The organism is Sphingomicrobium arenosum (assembly GCF_026157085.1).
Lineage (GTDB): Bacteria > Pseudomonadota > Alphaproteobacteria > Sphingomonadales > Sphingomonadaceae > Sphingomicrobium > Sphingomicrobium arenosum.
On sequence record NZ_JANPVN010000001.1, the window covers coordinates 600,671 to 617,744 of the forward strand.

At 63.4% G+C, this 17,074-nt stretch carries 16 protein-coding genes and 3 tRNA genes; 17 read left to right on the plus strand and 2 right to left on the minus strand.

The window, feature by feature from the left end; all coding sequences use genetic code 11:
- Window positions 1-19: 19 nt before the first annotated feature.
- The 5 genes from gatC to NUW51_RS02770 are packed head-to-tail and all read left to right on the plus strand — an operon-like array spanning window position 20 to window position 5,414.
- Window positions 20-307, plus strand: coding sequence for an Asp-tRNA(Asn)/Glu-tRNA(Gln) amidotransferase subunit GatC (gene gatC, locus NUW51_RS02750; RefSeq protein WP_265562538.1), 288 nt, complete (start codon window positions 20-22; stop codon window positions 305-307).
- Window positions 307-1,785: an Asp-tRNA(Asn)/Glu-tRNA(Gln) amidotransferase subunit GatA gene (gatA, locus tag NUW51_RS02755; protein ID WP_265562540.1), complete on the plus strand. Its 1,479-nt coding sequence runs from the start codon at window positions 307-309 to the stop codon at window positions 1,783-1,785. The genes gatC and gatA overlap by 1 nt, the downstream gene beginning before the upstream one ends.
- Window positions 1,782-2,276, plus strand: a complete 495-nt coding sequence (locus NUW51_RS02760; protein ID WP_265562542.1) for a hypothetical protein — start codon at window positions 1,782-1,784, stop codon at window positions 2,274-2,276. Before gatA ends, NUW51_RS02760 begins: the two co-directional genes overlap by 4 nt.
- Window positions 2,273-3,739: an Asp-tRNA(Asn)/Glu-tRNA(Gln) amidotransferase subunit GatB gene (gene gatB, locus NUW51_RS02765; RefSeq protein ID WP_265562543.1), complete on the plus strand. Its 1,467-nt coding sequence runs from the start codon at window positions 2,273-2,275 to the stop codon at window positions 3,737-3,739. Before NUW51_RS02760 ends, gatB begins: the two co-directional genes overlap by 4 nt.
- 10 nt (window positions 3,740-3,749) lie before the next feature.
- Entirely contained in the window at window positions 3,750-5,414 is a 1,665-nt protein-coding gene (locus NUW51_RS02770; RefSeq protein WP_265562545.1) for an alkaline phosphatase family protein, read from the plus strand.
- 19 nt (window positions 5,415-5,433) lie between these two features.
- Here the strand turns inward: NUW51_RS02770 and NUW51_RS02775 are convergent, their stop codons facing one another.
- On the minus strand, window positions 5,434-5,577 hold the full coding sequence (locus NUW51_RS02775) for a hypothetical protein (RefSeq protein ID WP_265562547.1): 144 nt from the start codon (window positions 5,575-5,577) through the stop codon (window positions 5,434-5,436).
- Between the two features lie 122 nt (window positions 5,578-5,699).
- Between NUW51_RS02775 and NUW51_RS02780 the strand changes: the two genes are divergently transcribed.
- From NUW51_RS02780 to NUW51_RS02825, 10 genes are all read left to right on the plus strand, one after another.
- Window positions 5,700-5,784 (plus strand) — tRNA-Leu (locus tag NUW51_RS02780).
- A gap of 62 nt (window positions 5,785-5,846) precedes the next feature.
- Window positions 5,847-7,424 (plus strand): trigger factor, encoded by a 1,578-nt coding sequence (tig, locus tag NUW51_RS02785; RefSeq protein ID WP_265562549.1) that lies wholly within the window; start codon window positions 5,847-5,849, stop codon window positions 7,422-7,424.
- Between the two features lie 3 nt (window positions 7,425-7,427).
- Window positions 7,428-8,399, plus strand: coding sequence for a glycosyltransferase (locus tag NUW51_RS02790; protein WP_265562551.1), 972 nt, complete (start codon window positions 7,428-7,430; stop codon window positions 8,397-8,399).
- 53 nt (window positions 8,400-8,452) lie between these two features.
- Entirely contained in the window at window positions 8,453-9,112 is a 660-nt protein-coding gene (clpP, locus tag NUW51_RS02795) for an ATP-dependent Clp endopeptidase proteolytic subunit ClpP (protein ID WP_265562553.1), read from the plus strand.
- A 121-nt stretch (window positions 9,113-9,233) separates the two neighbouring features.
- Entirely contained in the window at window positions 9,234-9,626 is a 393-nt protein-coding gene (locus NUW51_RS02800) for a J domain-containing protein (protein WP_265562554.1), read from the plus strand.
- 218 nt (window positions 9,627-9,844) lie between these two features.
- On the plus strand, window positions 9,845-11,131 hold the full coding sequence (clpX, locus tag NUW51_RS02805) for an ATP-dependent Clp protease ATP-binding subunit ClpX (RefSeq protein ID WP_265562555.1): 1,287 nt from the start codon (window positions 9,845-9,847) through the stop codon (window positions 11,129-11,131).
- Between the two features lie 13 nt (window positions 11,132-11,144).
- Window positions 11,145-11,687 (plus strand): CPBP family intramembrane glutamic endopeptidase, encoded by a 543-nt coding sequence (locus tag NUW51_RS02810; protein WP_265562556.1) that lies wholly within the window; start codon window positions 11,145-11,147, stop codon window positions 11,685-11,687.
- A gap of 60 nt (window positions 11,688-11,747) precedes the next feature.
- The gene (gene lon, locus NUW51_RS02815) at window positions 11,748-14,150 is read left to right on the plus strand and encodes an endopeptidase La (protein WP_265562557.1); all 2,403 of its coding nucleotides are present in this window, start codon (window positions 11,748-11,750) and stop codon (window positions 14,148-14,150) included.
- Between the two features lie 148 nt (window positions 14,151-14,298).
- Complete coding sequence (locus NUW51_RS02820) at window positions 14,299-14,574, plus strand: HU family DNA-binding protein (protein WP_245109222.1); 276 nt, start codon at window positions 14,299-14,301, stop codon at window positions 14,572-14,574.
- A gap of 74 nt (window positions 14,575-14,648) precedes the next feature.
- Window positions 14,649-14,723 (plus strand) — tRNA-Val (locus NUW51_RS02825).
- Window positions 14,724-14,934: 211 nt separating this feature from the next.
- Here NUW51_RS02825 and NUW51_RS02830 read toward each other — a convergent pair.
- The gene (locus NUW51_RS02830; RefSeq protein WP_265562558.1) at window positions 14,935-15,636 is read right to left on the minus strand and encodes a Crp/Fnr family transcriptional regulator; all 702 of its coding nucleotides are present in this window, start codon (window positions 15,634-15,636) and stop codon (window positions 14,935-14,937) included.
- A 247-nt stretch (window positions 15,637-15,883) separates the two neighbouring features.
- On the opposite strand from NUW51_RS02830, the gene NUW51_RS02835 reads away from it, so the two are divergent.
- Both NUW51_RS02835 and NUW51_RS02840 read left to right on the plus strand, forming a co-directional pair.
- Window positions 15,884-15,960: transfer RNA gene (locus NUW51_RS02835), tRNA-His, on the plus strand.
- A 38-nt stretch (window positions 15,961-15,998) separates the two neighbouring features.
- Window positions 15,999-17,048 (plus strand): Glu/Leu/Phe/Val family dehydrogenase, encoded by a 1,050-nt coding sequence (locus NUW51_RS02840; RefSeq protein ID WP_265562559.1) that lies wholly within the window; start codon window positions 15,999-16,001, stop codon window positions 17,046-17,048.
- The last annotated feature ends 26 nt before the right edge of the window (window positions 17,049-17,074 follow it).

A 17,074-nucleotide genomic window follows, 5' to 3' on the forward strand; every position in this document is an offset into this window, starting at 1 on the left:
GCTGGCTAGGGAAGCGTCCATGTCTGTCACCATCGAACAGGTGCGTCACATCGCCAATCTGGCGCGCATCGACCTTTCCGACGAGCAGGCGGAAACGCTGCTCCCCGAACTCAACAACATCCTCGGCTGGGTCGAACAGCTGGGCGAGGTCGACACCAGCGGCGTCGAACCGCTCGCCACGGTGGTCGACCAGCAGATGCGGCTGCGCGAGGACGGCGTCACCGATGGCGACATCCGTGACAAGGTGCTGTCCAACGCGCCCGAGGCCCAGCACGGCTTCTTCGCCGTCCCGAAGGTGATCGAATAGTGAGCGACATTCTCGACCTGACCATCGCCCAGCTGCGCGATGGTTTCCGCAAGGGCGATTTTTCGGCGACCGACATTGCCGAGACCTACAATGCCGCAGTGGACGGCGCCGATGCGCTCAACGCCTATCTGGTGAAGACACCCGAATTGGCGCTCGAAGCCGCCAAGGCCGCCGACGAGGCAAAGGCTTCCGACAGTCTCAAGCCGCTGTCGGGCATTCCGCTCGGCATGAAGGACCTGTTCGCGACCGAAGGCGTGCTGACCAGCGCGGGCTCGAAGATGCTCGGCAACTTCAAGCCGCCTTATGAGAGCACGGTCTCGGCCAATTTGAAGGCTGCCGGCGCTGGCATGCTCGGCAAATTGAACATGGACGAATTCGCCATGGGCTCGTCCAACGAGACCTGCGCGCACGGCAATGTGATTTCGCCGTGGCGCCGCGAAGGCTCGAATGCCGCGATTACGCCGGGCGGCTCGTCGGGCGGTTCGGCCTCGGCGGTCGCCGCGCGCATCGCGCCGGGCGCCACCGGTACCGATACCGGCGGTTCGATCCGCCAGCCCGCCGCCTTCACCGGTATCGCGGGGATCAAGCCGACCTATGGCCGCTGCTCGCGCTGGGGCATCGTCAGCTTCGCCTCCTCGCTCGACCAGGCGGGGCCGATGGCGCGCGACGTGCGCGACTGCGCGATCATGCTCGAGGCGATGGCGGGCTTCGACCCGAAGGACTCGACCTCGATCGACGCGCCTGTGCCGCAGTGGGAAGCTGGCTTGTCGAGCGATTTGAAGGGCAAGCGCGTGGGTATTCCCAAGGAATATCGCATCGACGGCACGCCGGAAGAGATCAACAAGCTCTGGGATCAGGGCGTCGAATGGCTGTGCGAGGCGGGTGCCGAGCCGGTCGAGATCTCGCTGCCGCACAGCAAGTATGCGTTGCCGACCTATTACATCATCGCCCCGGCGGAAGCCTCGTCCAACCTCGCCCGCTATGACGGCGTGCGTTACGGGCTGCGTGAGACGGTCGAGGGTGGCGGCCTTCACGACATGTACAAGGCGACCCGCTCGGCAGGCTTCGGTGATGAAGTGAAGCGCCGCATCATGATCGGCACCTATGTGCTGAGCGCGGGCTTCTACGACGCTTACTTCACACAGGCGCAGCGCGTCCGCGCGCTGATCAAGGAAGATTTCCGCAAGGCCTTCGAGAAGTGCGACATGATCCTTACCCCGACGGCGCCGAGCGCGGCCTTCGGGCTGGGCGAGAAGTCGGACGATCCGATCGCCATGTATCTCAATGACGTCTTCGCGGTGCCCGCCTCGCTGGCCGGCCTGCCCGCGATGAGCGTGCCCGGCGGCGTGGACAAGGACGGGCTCCCGCTCGGCCTGCACCTCATCGGCAATGAAATGGACGAACAGGCGGTGCTCAACGCCGGCCTCGCGATCGAGGAACGCGCTCCGAGCATCGAGCTTCCGGGGAAGTGGTGGTGAGTAGCGCCAGAGGAAACCTCGGCGAACACGTCATTATGGCGGAATTGATGCACCGAGATTTTCACGCGTTCATGGCGGACCGTAATAATCCTGCTTTTGATGCCATGTCTCTTTGGCCTGAGACCGGACGACGGTGCGCGCTTCGGGTGAAGACCACTTCGAACCATAGCGCTGTTTGGACGGTCAAAAGGAAGACTGGGTCTATTTTCCTCGATCTCCAGGGCGGGGACGATTTTGTCTTGATCGTTGATATCGGCAGCGGACTTCGAGATCGGGACATCTACGTGGTTCCGACTGGTCATTTACTCGATGTCCTCGAAGCGGATCACACCTTTTACGTGAGTCACCCAAAGAAGAATGGTGAGCCCCGAAAGGCGGAACAAGGCATGCGCTGTATCCGGTTTCATGGCGAGAATAAGCCGACTGACCATGGTTGGGGCTATCAAGATAAATTCGCTGAGTATCGCGAAGCATGGGATTTGTTGAAATGAGCGATTATCGGATCAAGGGCCAGAAGGGCAGCTATGAGGTCGTGATCGGCCTCGAGGTGCATGCCCAGGTCACTTCGCACGCCAAGCTGTTCAGCGGCGCGGCCACCGCCTTCGGCGCCGAGCCCAACACGCAGGTCAGCCTCGTCGATGCGGCGATGCCCGGCATGCTGCCCGTGCCCAACCGGGAATGCATCCGCCAAGCGGTGCGTACCGGCATGGCGATCGATGCCGTGATCAACAAATGGTCGCGCTTTGACCGCAAGAACTATTTCTACGCCGATCTTCCGCAGGGCTATCAGATTTCGCAGCTCTACCACCCGCTGGTGGGCGAGGGCGAGATCGAGGTCGCGCCCGACGAGAAGAACCCCGATGCGACCAAGACCATCGGCGTCGAGCGCATCCATGTCGAACAGGATGCGGGCAAGCTGATGCACGACCAGCATCCGACCATGAGCTATGTCGACCTCAACCGCTGCGGCGTGGCGCTGATGGAAATCGTGTCGAAGCCCGACATGCGTTCGCCCGCCGAGGCTGGCGCGTATCTGCGCAAGCTGCGCTCGATCCTGCGCTATGTCGGCTCGTGCGACGGTAATATGGAAGAAGGCTCGATGCGCGCCGACGTCAACGTCTCGGTGCGCCTGCCGGGCGAGGAATTGGGCACGCGGACCGAGACCAAGAACGTCAACAGCGTTCGCTTCGTCATGCAGGTCATCGAGCATGAGGCCAAGCGGCAGGTGAAGGCGCTCGAGAGCGGGGAGGGGGTCCAGCAGGAGACCCGCCTGTTCGACGTCGCCAAGGGCATCACCCGTCCGCTCCGCTCGAAGGAAGATGCGCATGACTATCGCTACTTCCCCGATCCCGACTTGCTTCCGCTCGAACTCGACGATGAATTCCTCGCCGAGTGCCGCGCGAGCCTGCCCGAGCTGCCCGATGCCAAGCTGAAGCGCTACGAAGCGCTCGGCATCACGCCCTACAACGCTGCAGTGTTGACCGCCGAGGTCGAGACCGCGCGCTGGTTCGATGCGCTGCTCGATGCGGGCGCGGAGCCGGTCGCCGCCTCCAACTGGGCCAATAGTGTGCTTCCGGGTATCCTCAACGCCAAGGATGTGGGGTTCTCGGACGAGCGCAACACGCCCGAAGCCTCCGCCGCCATCCTGAAGATGGTCGACGATGGCGACATCTCGAAGGGGCAGGCCAAGGAAGTCATGGAGCTCTATCTCGACGAAGGCGGCACGCCTGCTGACGTGGTCGAGAAGCATGGCATGAAGCAGACCAGCGACACCGGCGCGATCGAGGCCGAGGTCGACAAGGTGCTCGCCGCCAATGCCGACAAGGTCGAACAATATAAGGGCGGCAAGGAAGCGCTGTTCGGCTTCTTCGTCGGCCAGACGATGAAGGCGATGCGCGGCCAGGCCAACCCGCAGGTGGTGAACCAGATCCTGCGCGCCAAGCTTGACGGTTAAGGAGACACAGATGCGTTCGAGGGCCCCGCTACTGGCTGCAACCATGATGGCGGGGCTGTCGGCCTGTGCCTCCACCCCCGAGCCGGTAACGAGCGCGCCTGTTGCGACCGTCTTGGCCCAACCTGCCGGCGCCCCCGATCTCCTCGTCGTGATTTCGGTCGACCAGCTGTCGAGTCAGCTCATGGCCGAATATCTACCGCTGATGAGCGGCGGCCTGAAGCGCATCGCCTCGCAGGGCACCTATTTCGCCAATGGCTATCAGGCGCAGGCCGCCACCGAGACTTGTCCTGGACATTCGACCATTCTCACCGGCAGCCTGCCTGCCCGCACGGGTATCGTCGCTAACGATTGGCTCGAGATGGCGCGCGGCGAGGGGGCCAAGGTCTATTGCGCCGAGGATCCCGACCGGCGCGGCGAATGGGGCGATCGCGACGTTATCAGCGACCGCCACCTGCTCGTGCCCACGCTCGGCACCTTTCTGAAACGCGCCGACGCGCGCAGCCGCAATATCGCGGTGGCGGGCAAGGACCGTGCCGCCGTGATGCTGTCGGGTCATGACGCCGACCAGCGCTGGTGGTGGGGCCCCGACGGTTGGATGACCGACCTGGCGCCGCCCGCGCCAGCGGTGGTGTCGAGCGCGACCGTCTCGACCCGCAACCTCCTCGATGCCGGATCGGCCGGTCTCCAGATTCCACCCTATTGCGCGGGCAAGCCCGTGGTCGAGGTCGAGAACCGCGGCCGCGTCGGCAATGACCCGCTCGGCTGGGAGCCCGGTAACTATCGCCAGTTCCGCGCCAGCCCCGCCTATGACGGCGCTATCCTCGCCTTGGGCGCGCAGTTCATCGACAGCATGGAGCTGGGGCAGGGCGAGGCACCCGACCTCCTCTCGCTCGGTCTCAGCGCAACCGACTATGTCGGACACAAGTTCGGTCCGCAGGGCGGCGAGATGTGTCTCCAGATGTTCGCGCTCGACCGCAACCTCGAAGGCTTTCTCTCCTATCTCGACGGTCGCGGGCTCGATTATGCCGTGGTGTTGACCAGCGATCACGGCGGCCAGCCCATCCCCGAACGACTGCGTCTGCAGGGCGTCGAAGCGAGCCGCATTGCCGAAGGTTTTGTTCGCTCGGTCCATGCCCCGGTCGTCGAGGCGCTCGGCCTCGAGGCCAATCAGATCAAGACCGTGGAGCCGGGCATCCCGGGCGATATCTATGTCGACCCGACGCTCGATGCGGCTGTCCGCAACGAGGCCATCGCGCGTCTCCAGGCAGGCTATGCCGCCGACCCGCAGGTGGAGGCCGTCTTTCGCCGCGACCAGATCATGGCCGTGCCGATCCCGCAGGGTGACCCCTCGGGCTGGAGCCTGATCCAGCGAGTCCGAGCTTCATACCATCCGGCGCGCTCGGGCGACGTCTATGTCGTGCTGAAGCAATTCGTGACGCCCATCGAAGAGCCGATGGAGAGCTATATGGCGACCCACGGCACGGTGTGGGACTATGACCGCCGCGTGCCAATGGCTTTCTATCGCCCCGGCGCGGCTGCGTTGGCGCGGCATGACGCAGTGCGCACGGTCGATATCCTACCGACGGTGGCGCGCCATCTCGGTATATCGCTCGGCGGGGCGCAGATCGACGGCGTTTGCCTCGACGGCGTCCACGGGGTTCGTTGCGTCGACTGATCAGGCGCGGGTCTGCGACCTAGACCGGGTCGGGCGGCGGCGGCGGCTTGGGCTCGCCCGGCTGCGGCGGCGGTCGGTCGGGGCGGGGCAGCGGGACGGTCCCGCTATCGGGTTCCGGATCGGGGTCGACGGGCGGGTGCGGACGTGGGGGACGGCTGGCCATGATGCGACGAGAACGCCACAGTCGATAGCGCGGTTGCGCCCCTTGGGCGATTTTATCGCCGCTATGGCTTGCCCCTCGCTCTTATCTTGCTATAGCGCGGCGCACCTTCGGGCATGTGCCTCGCGGGCGTGGCGGAATTGGTAGACGCGCTGGTTTTAGGTACCAGTATCGCAAGATGTGGGGGTTCGAGTCCCTTCGCCCGCACCACCGCCAACGACCGATTGGCGGCATGTGCCCTTCATTCGAATGATGTGGGACCAGTTGTTGAAATGAAGACCGTTGAAACGGAAAATGACGGCCTGAAGCGGGCCTATGAGCTGACCATCGACGCCAAGGACATCGAGGCCAAAGTCGACGCCGAAATCAAGCGCGTCGCGCCGCAGGTGAAGATGCCCGGCTTCCGCCCCGGCAAGGTCCCGCCCAACCTCATTCGCAAGATGCACGGCGATGCGCTCCAGGCGCAGGCGCTGGAAGAAGCCGTCCGCGGCGGCGTCGACAAGCTGATTGCCGACAACAAGCTCAAGCCCGCGATCCAGCCGGCCGTCGAACTCAAGGACGGCTATGAGCATGGCAAGGATGCCGAGGTGTCGGTCAAGCTCGAAGTGCTGCCCGACGTGCCGACCCCCGAGGTCGACGGCATCAAGCTCGAACGCCTGACGGTCGATGCCGGCGACAAGGTCGTCGACGAACGCCTCGCCGAACTGGCCAAGAACCAGAAGAGCTGGAAGGACGCGGCCAAGACCAAGAAGGCGGCCAAGGGCGACCTCGTCGTCATGGACTTCGTCGGTTCGGTCGACGGTGAGGAATTCGAAGGCGGCGCTGCCGAGGACATGGACATCGAACTGGGTTCGGGTCGCCTGATCCCGGGCTTCGAGGACCAGCTCGAAGGCGCCAAGGCGGGTGACAAGCGCACCGTCGAAGTGACCTTCCCCGAGGATTATCCCGCCGAGAACCTCAAGGGCAAGCCGGCCCAGTTCGCCGTCACCGTCAAGAAGGTTCGCGTCGAAGACGAGACCAAGATGGACGACGAGTTCGCCAAGGCGCTCGGCCTCAAAGACCTCGACCAGCTCAAGGGACTGATAAAGGACCAGGCGCAGCAGGAGCTGAACGGCCTGACGCGCACGCACATGAAGCGTCGCTTGCTCGACCAGCTTGCCGCCGGCCACGATTTCCCGGTGCCGCCGACGATGGTCGCCGCCGAATATGACAACATCATGCAGCAGCTTCGCCATGAGGCCAGCCATGAGGAAGATCCCGAAGCCGCGCTGAAGGAAATCGAGGCCGATGCCGACGATTACCAGGCGATCGCCGAGCGCCGCGTGCGCCTCGGCCTGCTCCTGTCCGAAATCGGCCAGCAGTACGGTGTCGAGATCACTCAGCCCGAGATGAACCGTCTCATTGCGCAGGCCGCGCAGCGTTACCCGGCCGAGCAGCAGACCCAGTTCCTCGAATATGTGCAGAAGAACCCGATGGCCGCCGCGCAGCTGCGTGCCCCGCTCTATGAAGAGAAGGTCGTCGACTTCCTGTTCGAGCGTGCCGAGATTTCGGAGCGTGAGGTGACTCGCGAGGAGCTCGAGGAAAATCTCGAGCGCGAGGAAGACATCGAAGCCGAAAAGTCGAAGGCGAAGGCCCCGAAGAAGGCTGCGCCGAAGAAGAAGGCTGCTGCCAAGAAGGCTGACGACAAGAAGCCTGCCGCCAAGAAGGCTCCGGCCAAGAAGGCAGCGGCGAAAAAGGACGAGGCCAAGCCGGCCGCCAAGAAGGCGCCCGCCAAGAAGGCGCCCGCGAAGAAGGCTCCGGCCAAGAAGCCTGCGGCCAAGAAGCCTGCGGCCAAGAAGAAGGCCGACTAGACCATGGTGGGGGCAGCAGCGCCGCGGGTAGCCGTGCTGCTGCCCTGCTATAATGAGGAAGCCGCGATCGGCGAGACGATCGCGGGTTTCCGCAAGGTCCTTCCCGACGCCACCGTCTATGTCTTCGACAATAATTCGAAGGATCGAACGGTCGAGATCGCGCGTGAAGCCGGCGCCGTCGTCCGTTCGGTCAACCAGCAGGGCAAGGGCAATGTCGTGCGGCGCATGTTCGCCGACATCGAGGCCGACGTCTATCTGATGGCCGACGGCGACCTGACCTATGATCCCGATGCCGCGCCCGAGATGGTGCGGATGCTCTGGGACGAACAGCTCGATATGGTGGTCGGTACCCGTCACCACGAGGACGCCGAAGCCTATCGCGGCGGCCATGTGCTGGGCAACAAGGCCTTCACCGCCTTGCTCGCCAGCCTGTTCGGCAAGAGCTTCACCGATATTTTCAGCGGCTATCGCGCCTTTTCGCGGCGCTATGCCAAGAGCTTCCCGGCGTCCTCGGAAGGGTTCGAGACCGAGACCGAGATGAGCGTCCATGCGCTCGAGCTCCGGATGCCGACAGGCGAGGTGGCCACCAAATATCTGGCGCGTCCCGAAGGTTCGGAGAGCAAGCTCAACACCTATTCGGACGGCTATCGCATCCTCAAGATGATCGGTACGCTGTTTCGGGTCGAAAAGCCGCGCGCTTTCTATGGCGGGATCGCGGCGGCGATTCAGCTGCTGGCTGTCGTGCTTGCCATCCCGCTCTTCGTCACTTTTTTCCAGACGGGGCAGGTACCGCGCCTGCCGACCGCCGTTTTGGTCACCGGCATGACCATCCTTGCCGCCATGATCTTCTTTGCCGGATTGAACATCTCGGCGATCACGCGCGGGCGGCGCGAGATGCGGCGGCTCGCCTATCTGGCGCAGCCCGCGCCCAATACCATCGACCGCCGCGTCACTTTTCGCGACAAACAGGGTTGAACCTTCGCCGTCGATGACGATGTTGGGGCAAGCTTGATTACAAAGGACCCCGCATGAGCATCGACCACGAAGATATCGCCTCCGCCCTCGTTCCCGTCGTCGTGGAACAGTCCAATCGGGGCGAGCGCAGCTTCGACATCTATTCGCGCCTCTTGCGCGAGAATATCATCTTCGTGACCGGCCCGATCGAGGACAATATGGCCTCGCTCATCACCGCGCAGCTGCTGTTCCTCGAATCGGAAAATCCGAAGAAGGACATCTACATGTACATCAACTCGCCGGGCGGGGTGGTGACGGCGGGTCTCGCGATCCACGACACCATGCAATATATCCGCCCGCGCGTGTCGACCGTGTGCATCGGCCAGGCCGCCTCGATGGGCAGCTTCCTGCTCGCTGCGGGCGAACCGGGCATGCGCGTAGCGTTGTCGAACAGCCGCATCATGGTGCACCAGCCCTCGGGCGGCGCGCGTGGCATGGCCGCCGACATCGAGATCCAGGCGCGCGAAATCCTGCGCATGCGCACGCGCCTCAACTCGCTTTACGCCAAATATACCGGGCAGGACCTCGAGAAGATCGAGAAGGCGATGGACCGCGACAGCTTCCTCGAAGCCGACGAGGCCAAGGAATTCGGCATCATCGACCAGGTCTTCGACAAGCGTCCCGAGCCGGGCAAGGACAAGGACACCGGCGCGGGTGACGTGACCCCGAGCTGAGTGGTCGCTCCGGCCTCGCAACCGGATTAAATCTGAGTTAAATAAATCCCCCGGCACCTATGGGCGTCGGGGGATTTTCGTGATAGGGGCGTATCGGTTTCGAGGGGAGCAGATCGGTGCGATGAAACAAAGCCATTATGCCTTGCTCGGCGTGGCCGAGGATGCCGATTACGAAACCATCCGCGGAGCCTATCACGCCAAGATGCGGTCAAGCCATCCCGACGTGGCATCGAGCAGCACCGATCATGCCTACCAACTCAACGCCGCTTATTCGATCCTGTCCAACCGGGAAAAGCGCAAGCATTACGACCGCGAACTGGCGAGCGAGCGGACCCGCACGCGCGTCGTCATCCCCAATACGCAGGGGCGGCGCACCCAGCGGCACGACGGCCCGGTAAACACGGCCGAGCGGATCTACGAACGACCGCCGACGATCGTCTGGCTGGTGCTATTGGCGATTTTCCTCAATCTTGTCCTGCTCGTCGGCATCTATCTCAACGGCGGGTTCGAATAGGCGCGGCCGTTATGGCGTCGAAGCCTATGAAAAACGGTCGCTTTTCGCTGCATGGTCCGAGGTCGGCCTTGCAGGGCGGGGGGGATAGCTCCATATCGGGACAGAAGGAGCCTGCACGAAGGTGCAGCGTTAATGATTTTCTGCGCTTGTCTGTGGCATGATATGCCCTAGCATGGGACCTTCCCACCGACGCGCGTTACGAAGGATGTGACAAGAACATGACCAAGCTTTCCGGCGGCAGCACTGACGGCAAGTCGACGCTCTACTGCAGCTTTTGCGGTAAGTCGCAGCATGAGGTGCGCAAGCTTATCGCCGGGCCGACCGTGTTCATCTGCGACGAATGCGTCGAGTTGTGCAACGACATCATCCGCGAGGAAACCAAGTCGAGCCTCGTCAAGACCCGCGATGGCGTGCCGACGCCGACCGAGATCAACGAAGTGCTCGACGATTATGTCATCGGCCAGAAGCAGGCCAAGCGCGTGCTCTCGGTGGCGGTGCATAATCATTACAAGCGCCTCAACCATGGCGCCAAGGCGAGCGGCGACGTCGAACTCGCCAAGTCGAACATCCTGCTCGTCGGGCCGACCGGTTGCGGCAAGACCCTGCTCGCCCAGACGCTGGCGCGTATCCTCGACGTGCCCTTTACCATGGCTGATGCGACCACGCTGACCGAGGCGGGTTACGTGGGCGAGGATGTCGAGAACATCATTCTGAAGCTGCTTCAGGCTTCCGACTACAATGTCGAAAAGGCGCAGCGCGGCATCGTCTATATCGACGAGATCGACAAGATCAGCCGCAAGGCGGACAATCCCTCGATTACCCGCGACGTGTCGGGCGAGGGCGTCCAGCAGGCGCTGCTGAAGCTGATGGAAGGCACCACCGCTTCGGTCCCGCCGCAGGGCGGGCGCAAGCATCCGCAGCAGGAATTCCTGCAGGTCGACACGACCAACATCCTGTTCATCTGCGGCGGCGCCTTCGCGGGCCTCGAGAAGGTCATCGGCGATCGCCTCCAAAAGAAGTCGATCGGCTTTGGCGCGCATGTCGCCGCGCCCGAGGAAAAGCGTGTCGGCGAGACGCTGAAGCATACCGAGCCCGAAGATCTCATGAAATTCGGCCTCATCCCCGAATTCATCGGCCGTATGCCGGTCATCGCGACGCTCGAGGACCTGGACGAGGATGCGCTCGTCAAGATCCTGAAGGAGCCGAAGAACGCGCTGGTCAAGCAATATGCCAAGCTGTTCGAGATGGAGAATGTCGAGCTCGTCTTCACCGACGATGCGCTGCTCGCGGTCGCCAAGAAGGCGATCGAGCGCAAGACCGGTGCGCGTGGCCTGCGCTCGATCCTCGAGGGCATGCTGCTCGACACCATGTTCGACCTGCCTTCCATGGAGGGCGTCGACGAGGTGCATATCGACGCCGATGTCGTCGAAGGCCGCAAGGAGCCGGTGCGCGTCTATGCCAAGAAGGGCAAGGACAAGGCCGCGGCGAGCGATAGCGCGGCCTAAGGAGGCACAGGAAATGAGCGAGGCAGGAACGGCCGGCGCGCCGACGGTTCGGGGCGCGGTCGAACTGCCCGCCATCGTGCCTTCCTTCCTCGCGCGTCCGACCCGGCCCGCACTCACCATCCTGCTCGCCTATCTGACAACGATCCTCGGCTCGCTGATGCTTGCGGCGATCATCCAATCGGTAGCGCCGCAATCTGAAAGCCCCGATTTCTCGCAATTGTCGGGCGGGGCGGCGCTGTTCGCGCTGATCATCTTCGCGCCCGTCGTCGAGACGCTGATCATGGCGGCCGTTCTCTCACTGCTGTTGCGCTTCGTCGGCGCGGTTCCGGCGATCCTCCTGTCATCGGTGGGATGGGGCGTCGCGCACAGTGTCCAGGCCGCCACTTGGGGGCTCGTCATCTGGTGGCCGTTCCTCATCTTCTCGACGCTGTTCGTCGTGTGGCGCCAGCGCTCGCTCGCCTGGGGGCTGTTCATGCCCTTCATCGTGCATGCCTTGCAAAACACTCTGCCAGCGCTGGCGGTAGCCTATCCCGATCGCTTCGGCGGGCTGGTGTAGGCAGGACTTAAGTCCCTCGCCCTGCTTGTGGTTGCGGGTCCCCGAGCCCATATAAGCAGGATGACTACTCGTACCCTTCCCATGCTCCCGCTGCGCGACATCGTCGTGTTCCCGCAGCGCATCGTTCCCCTCTTTGTCGGCCGCGAAAAATCGGTCGCTGCGCTCGACGCGGCGATGGCCGACGACAAGCAGCTTTTCCTGGTCGCCCAGCTCGATCCCGCCGAGGACGATCCGCAGCGCGACCAGATGTACGATCTCGGCGTCATCGCCACCGCGATGCAGCTTTTGAAGCTGCCCGACGGTACGGTGCGCGTGCTCGTCGAGGGGGCGCAGCGTGCGCGCCTCGTCGCCATTCACGAGGACGAGGGCGGGCTGACCCGCGCCGAGGTGGAGATCGTCGAGGAAGACATCGCAGATGGGCCCGAAGCGGGCGCGTTGATGCGCTCGGTGCTCGATCAGTTCGAGAATTACGCCAAGTTCAATAAGAAGCTGCCCGCCGAGATGGGCGTGCAGCTGGCCGAGATCGACGATGCGAACGTCCTCGCCGATGCCGTCGCTTCGGCGCTTTCAGTCAAGGTTTCGGACAAGCAGGCCCTGCTCAGCGAGCTCGATCCGGTAAAGCGTCTCGAGATGGTATTCGCCTTCATGGAAGGTGAATTGGGCGTGCTCCAGGTGGAGAAGAAAATTCGCAGCCGCGTGAAGCGGCAGATGGAGAAGACCCAGCGCGAATATTATCTCAACGAGCAGATGAAGGCGATCCAGAAGGAACTGGGCGACGACGAGGATGGCGGCGATGAACTGCAGGAATTGCAGGCCAAGATCCGCAAGACCCGGCTGTCGAAGGAAGCCAAGACCCGCGCCGAAGCCGAATTGAAGAAGCTGAAGGCGATGGCGCCGATGAGCGCCGAGGCCACGGTGGCGCGCAACTATCTCGACGTGCTGCTGGCGCTTCCCTGGGGCAAGAAAAGCCGCCTCAAGCGCGATATCGAGGAGGCGCAGGCGGTTCTCGACGAGGACCATTACGGCCTCGAGAAGGTCAAGGACCGCATCGTCGAATATCTCGCCGTGCAGGCGCGCACCAACAAGCTCAAAGGCCCGATCCTGTGCCTTGTCGGCCCGCCGGGTGTCGGCAAGACCTCGCTCGGCCGTTCGATCGCCAAGGCGACGGGGCGCGAGTTCGTGCGCCAGTCCTTGGGCGGCGTGCGCGACGAGGCCGAGATCCGCGGCCATCGGCGCACCTATATCGGCTCGCTCCCGGGCAAGATCGTCTCCAACCTGAAGAAGGCCGGGACCAACAACCCGCTGTTCCTTCTCGACGAGATCGACAAGCTCGGGCAGGACTTCCGCGGCGATCCGGCTAGCGCGCTGCTCGAGGTGCTCGACCCCGAACAGAATGCGAAGTTCAACGATCACTATCTCGAGATCGATTACGACTTGTCGGACGTGATGTTCGTGACCACCGCGAACAGCCTCGACATGCCGCAGCCGCTCCTCGATCGCATGGAGATCATCCGCCTCGAGGGTTATACCGAGGACGAGAAGGTCGAGATCGCCAAGCGCCACCTCATCCCCAAGCAGCTCGAACAGCATGGCATGAAGGAAGGCGAGCTGACCTTCACCGACGAGGGGCTGCGCGCGATGATCCGTCATTATACGCGTGAAGCCGGCGTGCGCACGCTGGAGCGCGAGCTGGCCAAGGTAGCGCGCAAGGCGCTGCGGCGCATTCTCGAGAAGAAGGACGAAGCGGTCACGCTCACGCCCGACAATGTCGCCGACTATCTCGGCGTCCGGAAATATCGCTATGGCGTTGGCGAAGAAGAGGACCAGATCGGTGCGGTAACGGGGTTGGCCTGGACCGAGGTGGGGGGCGAATTGCTGACCATCGAGGCGGTCACCGTTCCCGGCAAGGGCCAGATCAAGACGACCGGCAAGCTCGGCGAAGTGATGCAGGAGTCGATCCAGGCAGCGATGAGCTTCGTCAAGGCGCGTTCTCCCAGCTATGGGGTGAAGCCCTCCATCTTCGCGAGGAAGGATATCCACGTCCATTTGCCCGAAGGCGCGGTCCCCAAGGACGGTCCGTCGGCGGGCATCGGCATGGTCACCGCGATGATCTCGACGCTCACCGGCATTCCCGTGCGCCGCGACATCGCTATGACCGGCGAGGTCACGCTGCGCGGCCGGGTGCTGCCGATCGGCGGGTTGAAAGAAAAGCTGCTCGCGGCGCTGCGCGGCGGGATCAAGACCGTGCTCATCCCGGCGGAGAATGAAAAAGACCTGGTCGATATTCCCGCGACTATTCGAGAGGCGCTGGAAATCATTCCGGTAGGCCATGTCGATGAAGTGCTCGGCCATGCCCTGACACAGGAAATGACCGCGATCGAATGGTCCGATGCCGACGAACTGTCGACCGAACCGTTGGTGCCGCCAACCGCTGGCGGGGAAGAAACAACCATCCGGCATTGATCTATTTTGGGGTGAATCGTCTTTTTCTGTCGAAAAACGGCGGTTCACCCTTTGACACTTCTTGTCAGAGACGGTCTAACAGGGGCTTGTGATCATCAGCGCTCGGCGAGTCCCTTCGTCCGCGGCGCTCCGTTGGGAGGCGAAACGCATGAACAAGCAGGAGCTGATTGGGGAAGTGGCCGAGCGCGCAGGACTCAACCGAAGCGATGCCAGCCGCGCCGTCGAAACCATGCTCGAGGTCATCACCTCGACCCTCAAGCGCGGCGATGAAGTGCGTCTCGTCGGGTTCGGCAATTTCTCGGTGACCGAGCGCAAGGCCTCGACGGGTCGCAATCCGCGCACCGGCGAACCGATGCAGATCAAGGCCAGCCAGCAGCCCAAATTCCGTCCGGGCAAGGTGCTCAAGGACGCGGTCCAGAAATAAATCCTCGCCGCCTTCACGAAGGGGCTGGACAGGTCGGGCGGGCTTTCCTAAACGCCCGCCACCGACCAGGCGATGGGCGCGTAGCTCAGTGGTAGAGCACACCCTTCACACGGGTGGGGTCGCAAGTTCAATCCTTGCCGCGCCCACCATCCTCGCCTCGGATCGACCATGAGCGGGCGCCCTTCCGATGCGGAAGTGGCGCCCGATCTTTTTGGAAGGTGGCGCAGGGGCGGTCGGGTGAAGCCCGATGAGTGCGCATGACGCATTTGGCGGGCGACCATAATGCTGGTCGCACCCACGAAAAAGCCCGGCGATCCCTCTCAAGATGCCGGGCTTAAAAAGCGCCATGGGCGCGGACGTTTATTGCAGATAGTCGCTGTGGAAGCTCGCGACACGGCGCAGTTCGCCGGGCTCTTCGAAGAAGATACGGCGACCTTCGCGGCGGATCAGCCCCTGGCGCTCGAGGTCGGCGAAGACGCGGTTGACGTTGACCGACGTCTGACCAGTGATGTCGGCGATCTGCTGCTGGGTGAAGGGGTTGGGCATGCCGTCCGTCTCCGGATTGGCATTGGCCCGCGCGGCGGTCTCGAGCAGCAGGTGGGCGACACGCGCGGTGCTGTCGCGGCGACCGCAATTGACCAGCCACTCGTAATTGATCGCGGTTTCGCGCTGGACGAGATGGAACAGGAATTCAGCGACTTCGGGATGCGCCTTGATGACCGTCTGGAGATCGGCCTGGCTGCCGACCATCACCTTGGAGCGGACGATGGCCTGGATGCCGTAATCGAGACTGCCGGGGCCCGGGAGAATGCCTTCGCCGGGGAACCGGAGGCCGACGATCTGGCGGCGGCCGGCACCGTCCGACTTGAACTTGCACAAAAGGCCCTGCGTCACGAACATCACTTCATCGCGCGGGCTGCCCGACTCGCGGAACGGGCGACGCGGTTCGACGTCCATGATTCGGTGGGGAATATTCGCGAGAGCCTTCGCCGCCTTTTGCGACAATCCCGCTTTACCGAGCGTTTCTAGCAGGTCGATCCCATCGCCATTGCGCATCGTCATCGACGACATCCTTCCAAATTAGTTCGTTACGCGGGTGCCTATAATATAGGTGTATAACCATCCGCAACAACTTGCAGAGTAGATACATACGTATTCTGGGCAGCGCTCGCACTACGGGCGTAGGGCCTTATGACGATCCCAAGACAGATTTCAACAGGAATGTTAAAAGCGACACGAAACGGGCGCTTGCATCCCGGTCCATCCCTGCCTAAAGGGTCGGCGCGTCCGGGAGGGCGCATCCCTTGTGGCGATCGTAGCTCAGTTGGTTAGAGCACCGGTTTGTGGTACCGGATGTCGCGGGTTCAAGTCCCGTCGATCGCCCCATTTTTCTCCATGGCACTGATGAGAGGCGGAGCCGGGCGATGACGACCCCCTGGGGCAACCCCCATTTCGACGAGCATGAAGCGGTGCATTTCGTCACCGACCGCGCGAGTGGCCTGAAGGCGATCATCGCGCTGCATTCGACGGCGCTCGGCCCGGCGGCCGGCGGCACGCGTTTCTGGCATTATGCCGACGAGGGCATGGCCCTGTCCGACGTGCTGCGCCTGTCGCGCGGGATGAGCTACAAGAATGCGATGGCCGGCCTGCCGCTGGGTGGCGGCAAGGCGGTCATTCTCGCCGACAAGGATCGCAGCAAGTCCGACGCGATGATCGCGGCCTTCGGACGCGCGGTGAACCGTCTTGGCGGACATTATGTCACCGCCGAGGATGTCGGCATCACCGTCGAAGACATGATCCTCGTGAACCGCGAAACCGACCATGTCGCGGGCCTGCCCGTCGAGGATGGCGCCGAAGTCGGTGGCGATCCCGGTCCGCATACGGCGCGCGGCGTCTATCTCGGGCTCAAGTCCGCGGTGAAACGCGCGCTCGGCCGTGAGGATCTGTCAGGTGTCCATGTCGCGATCCAAGGGGCAGGCAGCGTGGCAAGTCATCTCGCCCGCCGCCTCGCCGCCGATGGCGCCAAGCTGTCCATCGCCGACGTCAATGTCGAGCGGGTCGAGGCCGTCGCGGCGGAAACAGGCGCGACCATCGTCGATCCGGCCCACATCCTGTTCATCGACGCCGACGTGGTCAGCCCCTGCGCGTTGGGCGCGATCCTCACCGAGGACAGCATTGCCAACCTCAACACCGGCATCATCGCGGGCGCGGCCAACAACCAGCTCGCCACCCCCGGCGACGGGCAGCGGCTCGCCGCGCGCGGTATCCTCTATGCCCCCGACTATGTCATCAACGCGGGCGGCATCATCAACGTTTCGACCGAATATCTCGCCGATGGCGGCGCCGACCTCGTGCGCCAGCGCATCGATGCCATCCCGGGCCGCCTCGAGCGGATCTGGAACGAAGCCGCGAGCAGCGGTCGTGATCCCGCCAGTGTCGCCGATGCCATGGCGCAGGCGCTCATCGGGCGCTGATAGGGCGCGGTCGAGGCTGGCAAGCA

Excerpts from the sequence above, each read along its gene's own strand:
- gatC (WP_265562538.1), top strand. The coding sequence starts at position 20 with ATGTCTGTCACCATCGAACAGGTGCGTCACATCGCCAATCTGGCGCGC.
- gatB (WP_265562543.1), top strand. The coding sequence starts at position 2,273 with ATGAGCGATTATCGGATCAAGGGCCAGAAGGGCAGCTATGAGGTCGTG.
- NUW51_RS02770 (WP_265562545.1), top strand. The coding sequence starts at position 3,750 with ATGCGTTCGAGGGCCCCGCTACTGGCTGCAACCATGATGGCGGGGCTG.
- NUW51_RS02775 (WP_265562547.1), bottom strand. The coding sequence starts at position 5,577 with ATGGCCAGCCGTCCCCCACGTCCGCACCCGCCCGTCGACCCCGATCCG.
- tig (WP_265562549.1), top strand. The coding sequence starts at position 5,847 with ATGAAGACCGTTGAAACGGAAAATGACGGCCTGAAGCGGGCCTATGAG.
- NUW51_RS02790 (WP_265562551.1), top strand. The coding sequence starts at position 7,428 with ATGGTGGGGGCAGCAGCGCCGCGGGTAGCCGTGCTGCTGCCCTGCTAT.
- clpP (WP_265562553.1), top strand. The coding sequence starts at position 8,453 with ATGAGCATCGACCACGAAGATATCGCCTCCGCCCTCGTTCCCGTCGTC.
- NUW51_RS02800 (WP_265562554.1), top strand. The coding sequence starts at position 9,234 with ATGAAACAAAGCCATTATGCCTTGCTCGGCGTGGCCGAGGATGCCGAT.
- clpX (WP_265562555.1), top strand. The coding sequence starts at position 9,845 with ATGACCAAGCTTTCCGGCGGCAGCACTGACGGCAAGTCGACGCTCTAC.
- NUW51_RS02810 (WP_265562556.1), top strand. The coding sequence starts at position 11,145 with ATGAGCGAGGCAGGAACGGCCGGCGCGCCGACGGTTCGGGGCGCGGTC.
- lon (WP_265562557.1), top strand. The coding sequence starts at position 11,748 with ATGACTACTCGTACCCTTCCCATGCTCCCGCTGCGCGACATCGTCGTG.
- NUW51_RS02820 (WP_245109222.1), top strand. The coding sequence starts at position 14,299 with ATGAACAAGCAGGAGCTGATTGGGGAAGTGGCCGAGCGCGCAGGACTC.
- NUW51_RS02830 (WP_265562558.1), bottom strand. The coding sequence starts at position 15,636 with ATGACGATGCGCAATGGCGATGGGATCGACCTGCTAGAAACGCTCGGT.
- NUW51_RS02840 (WP_265562559.1), top strand. The coding sequence starts at position 15,999 with ATGACGACCCCCTGGGGCAACCCCCATTTCGACGAGCATGAAGCGGTG.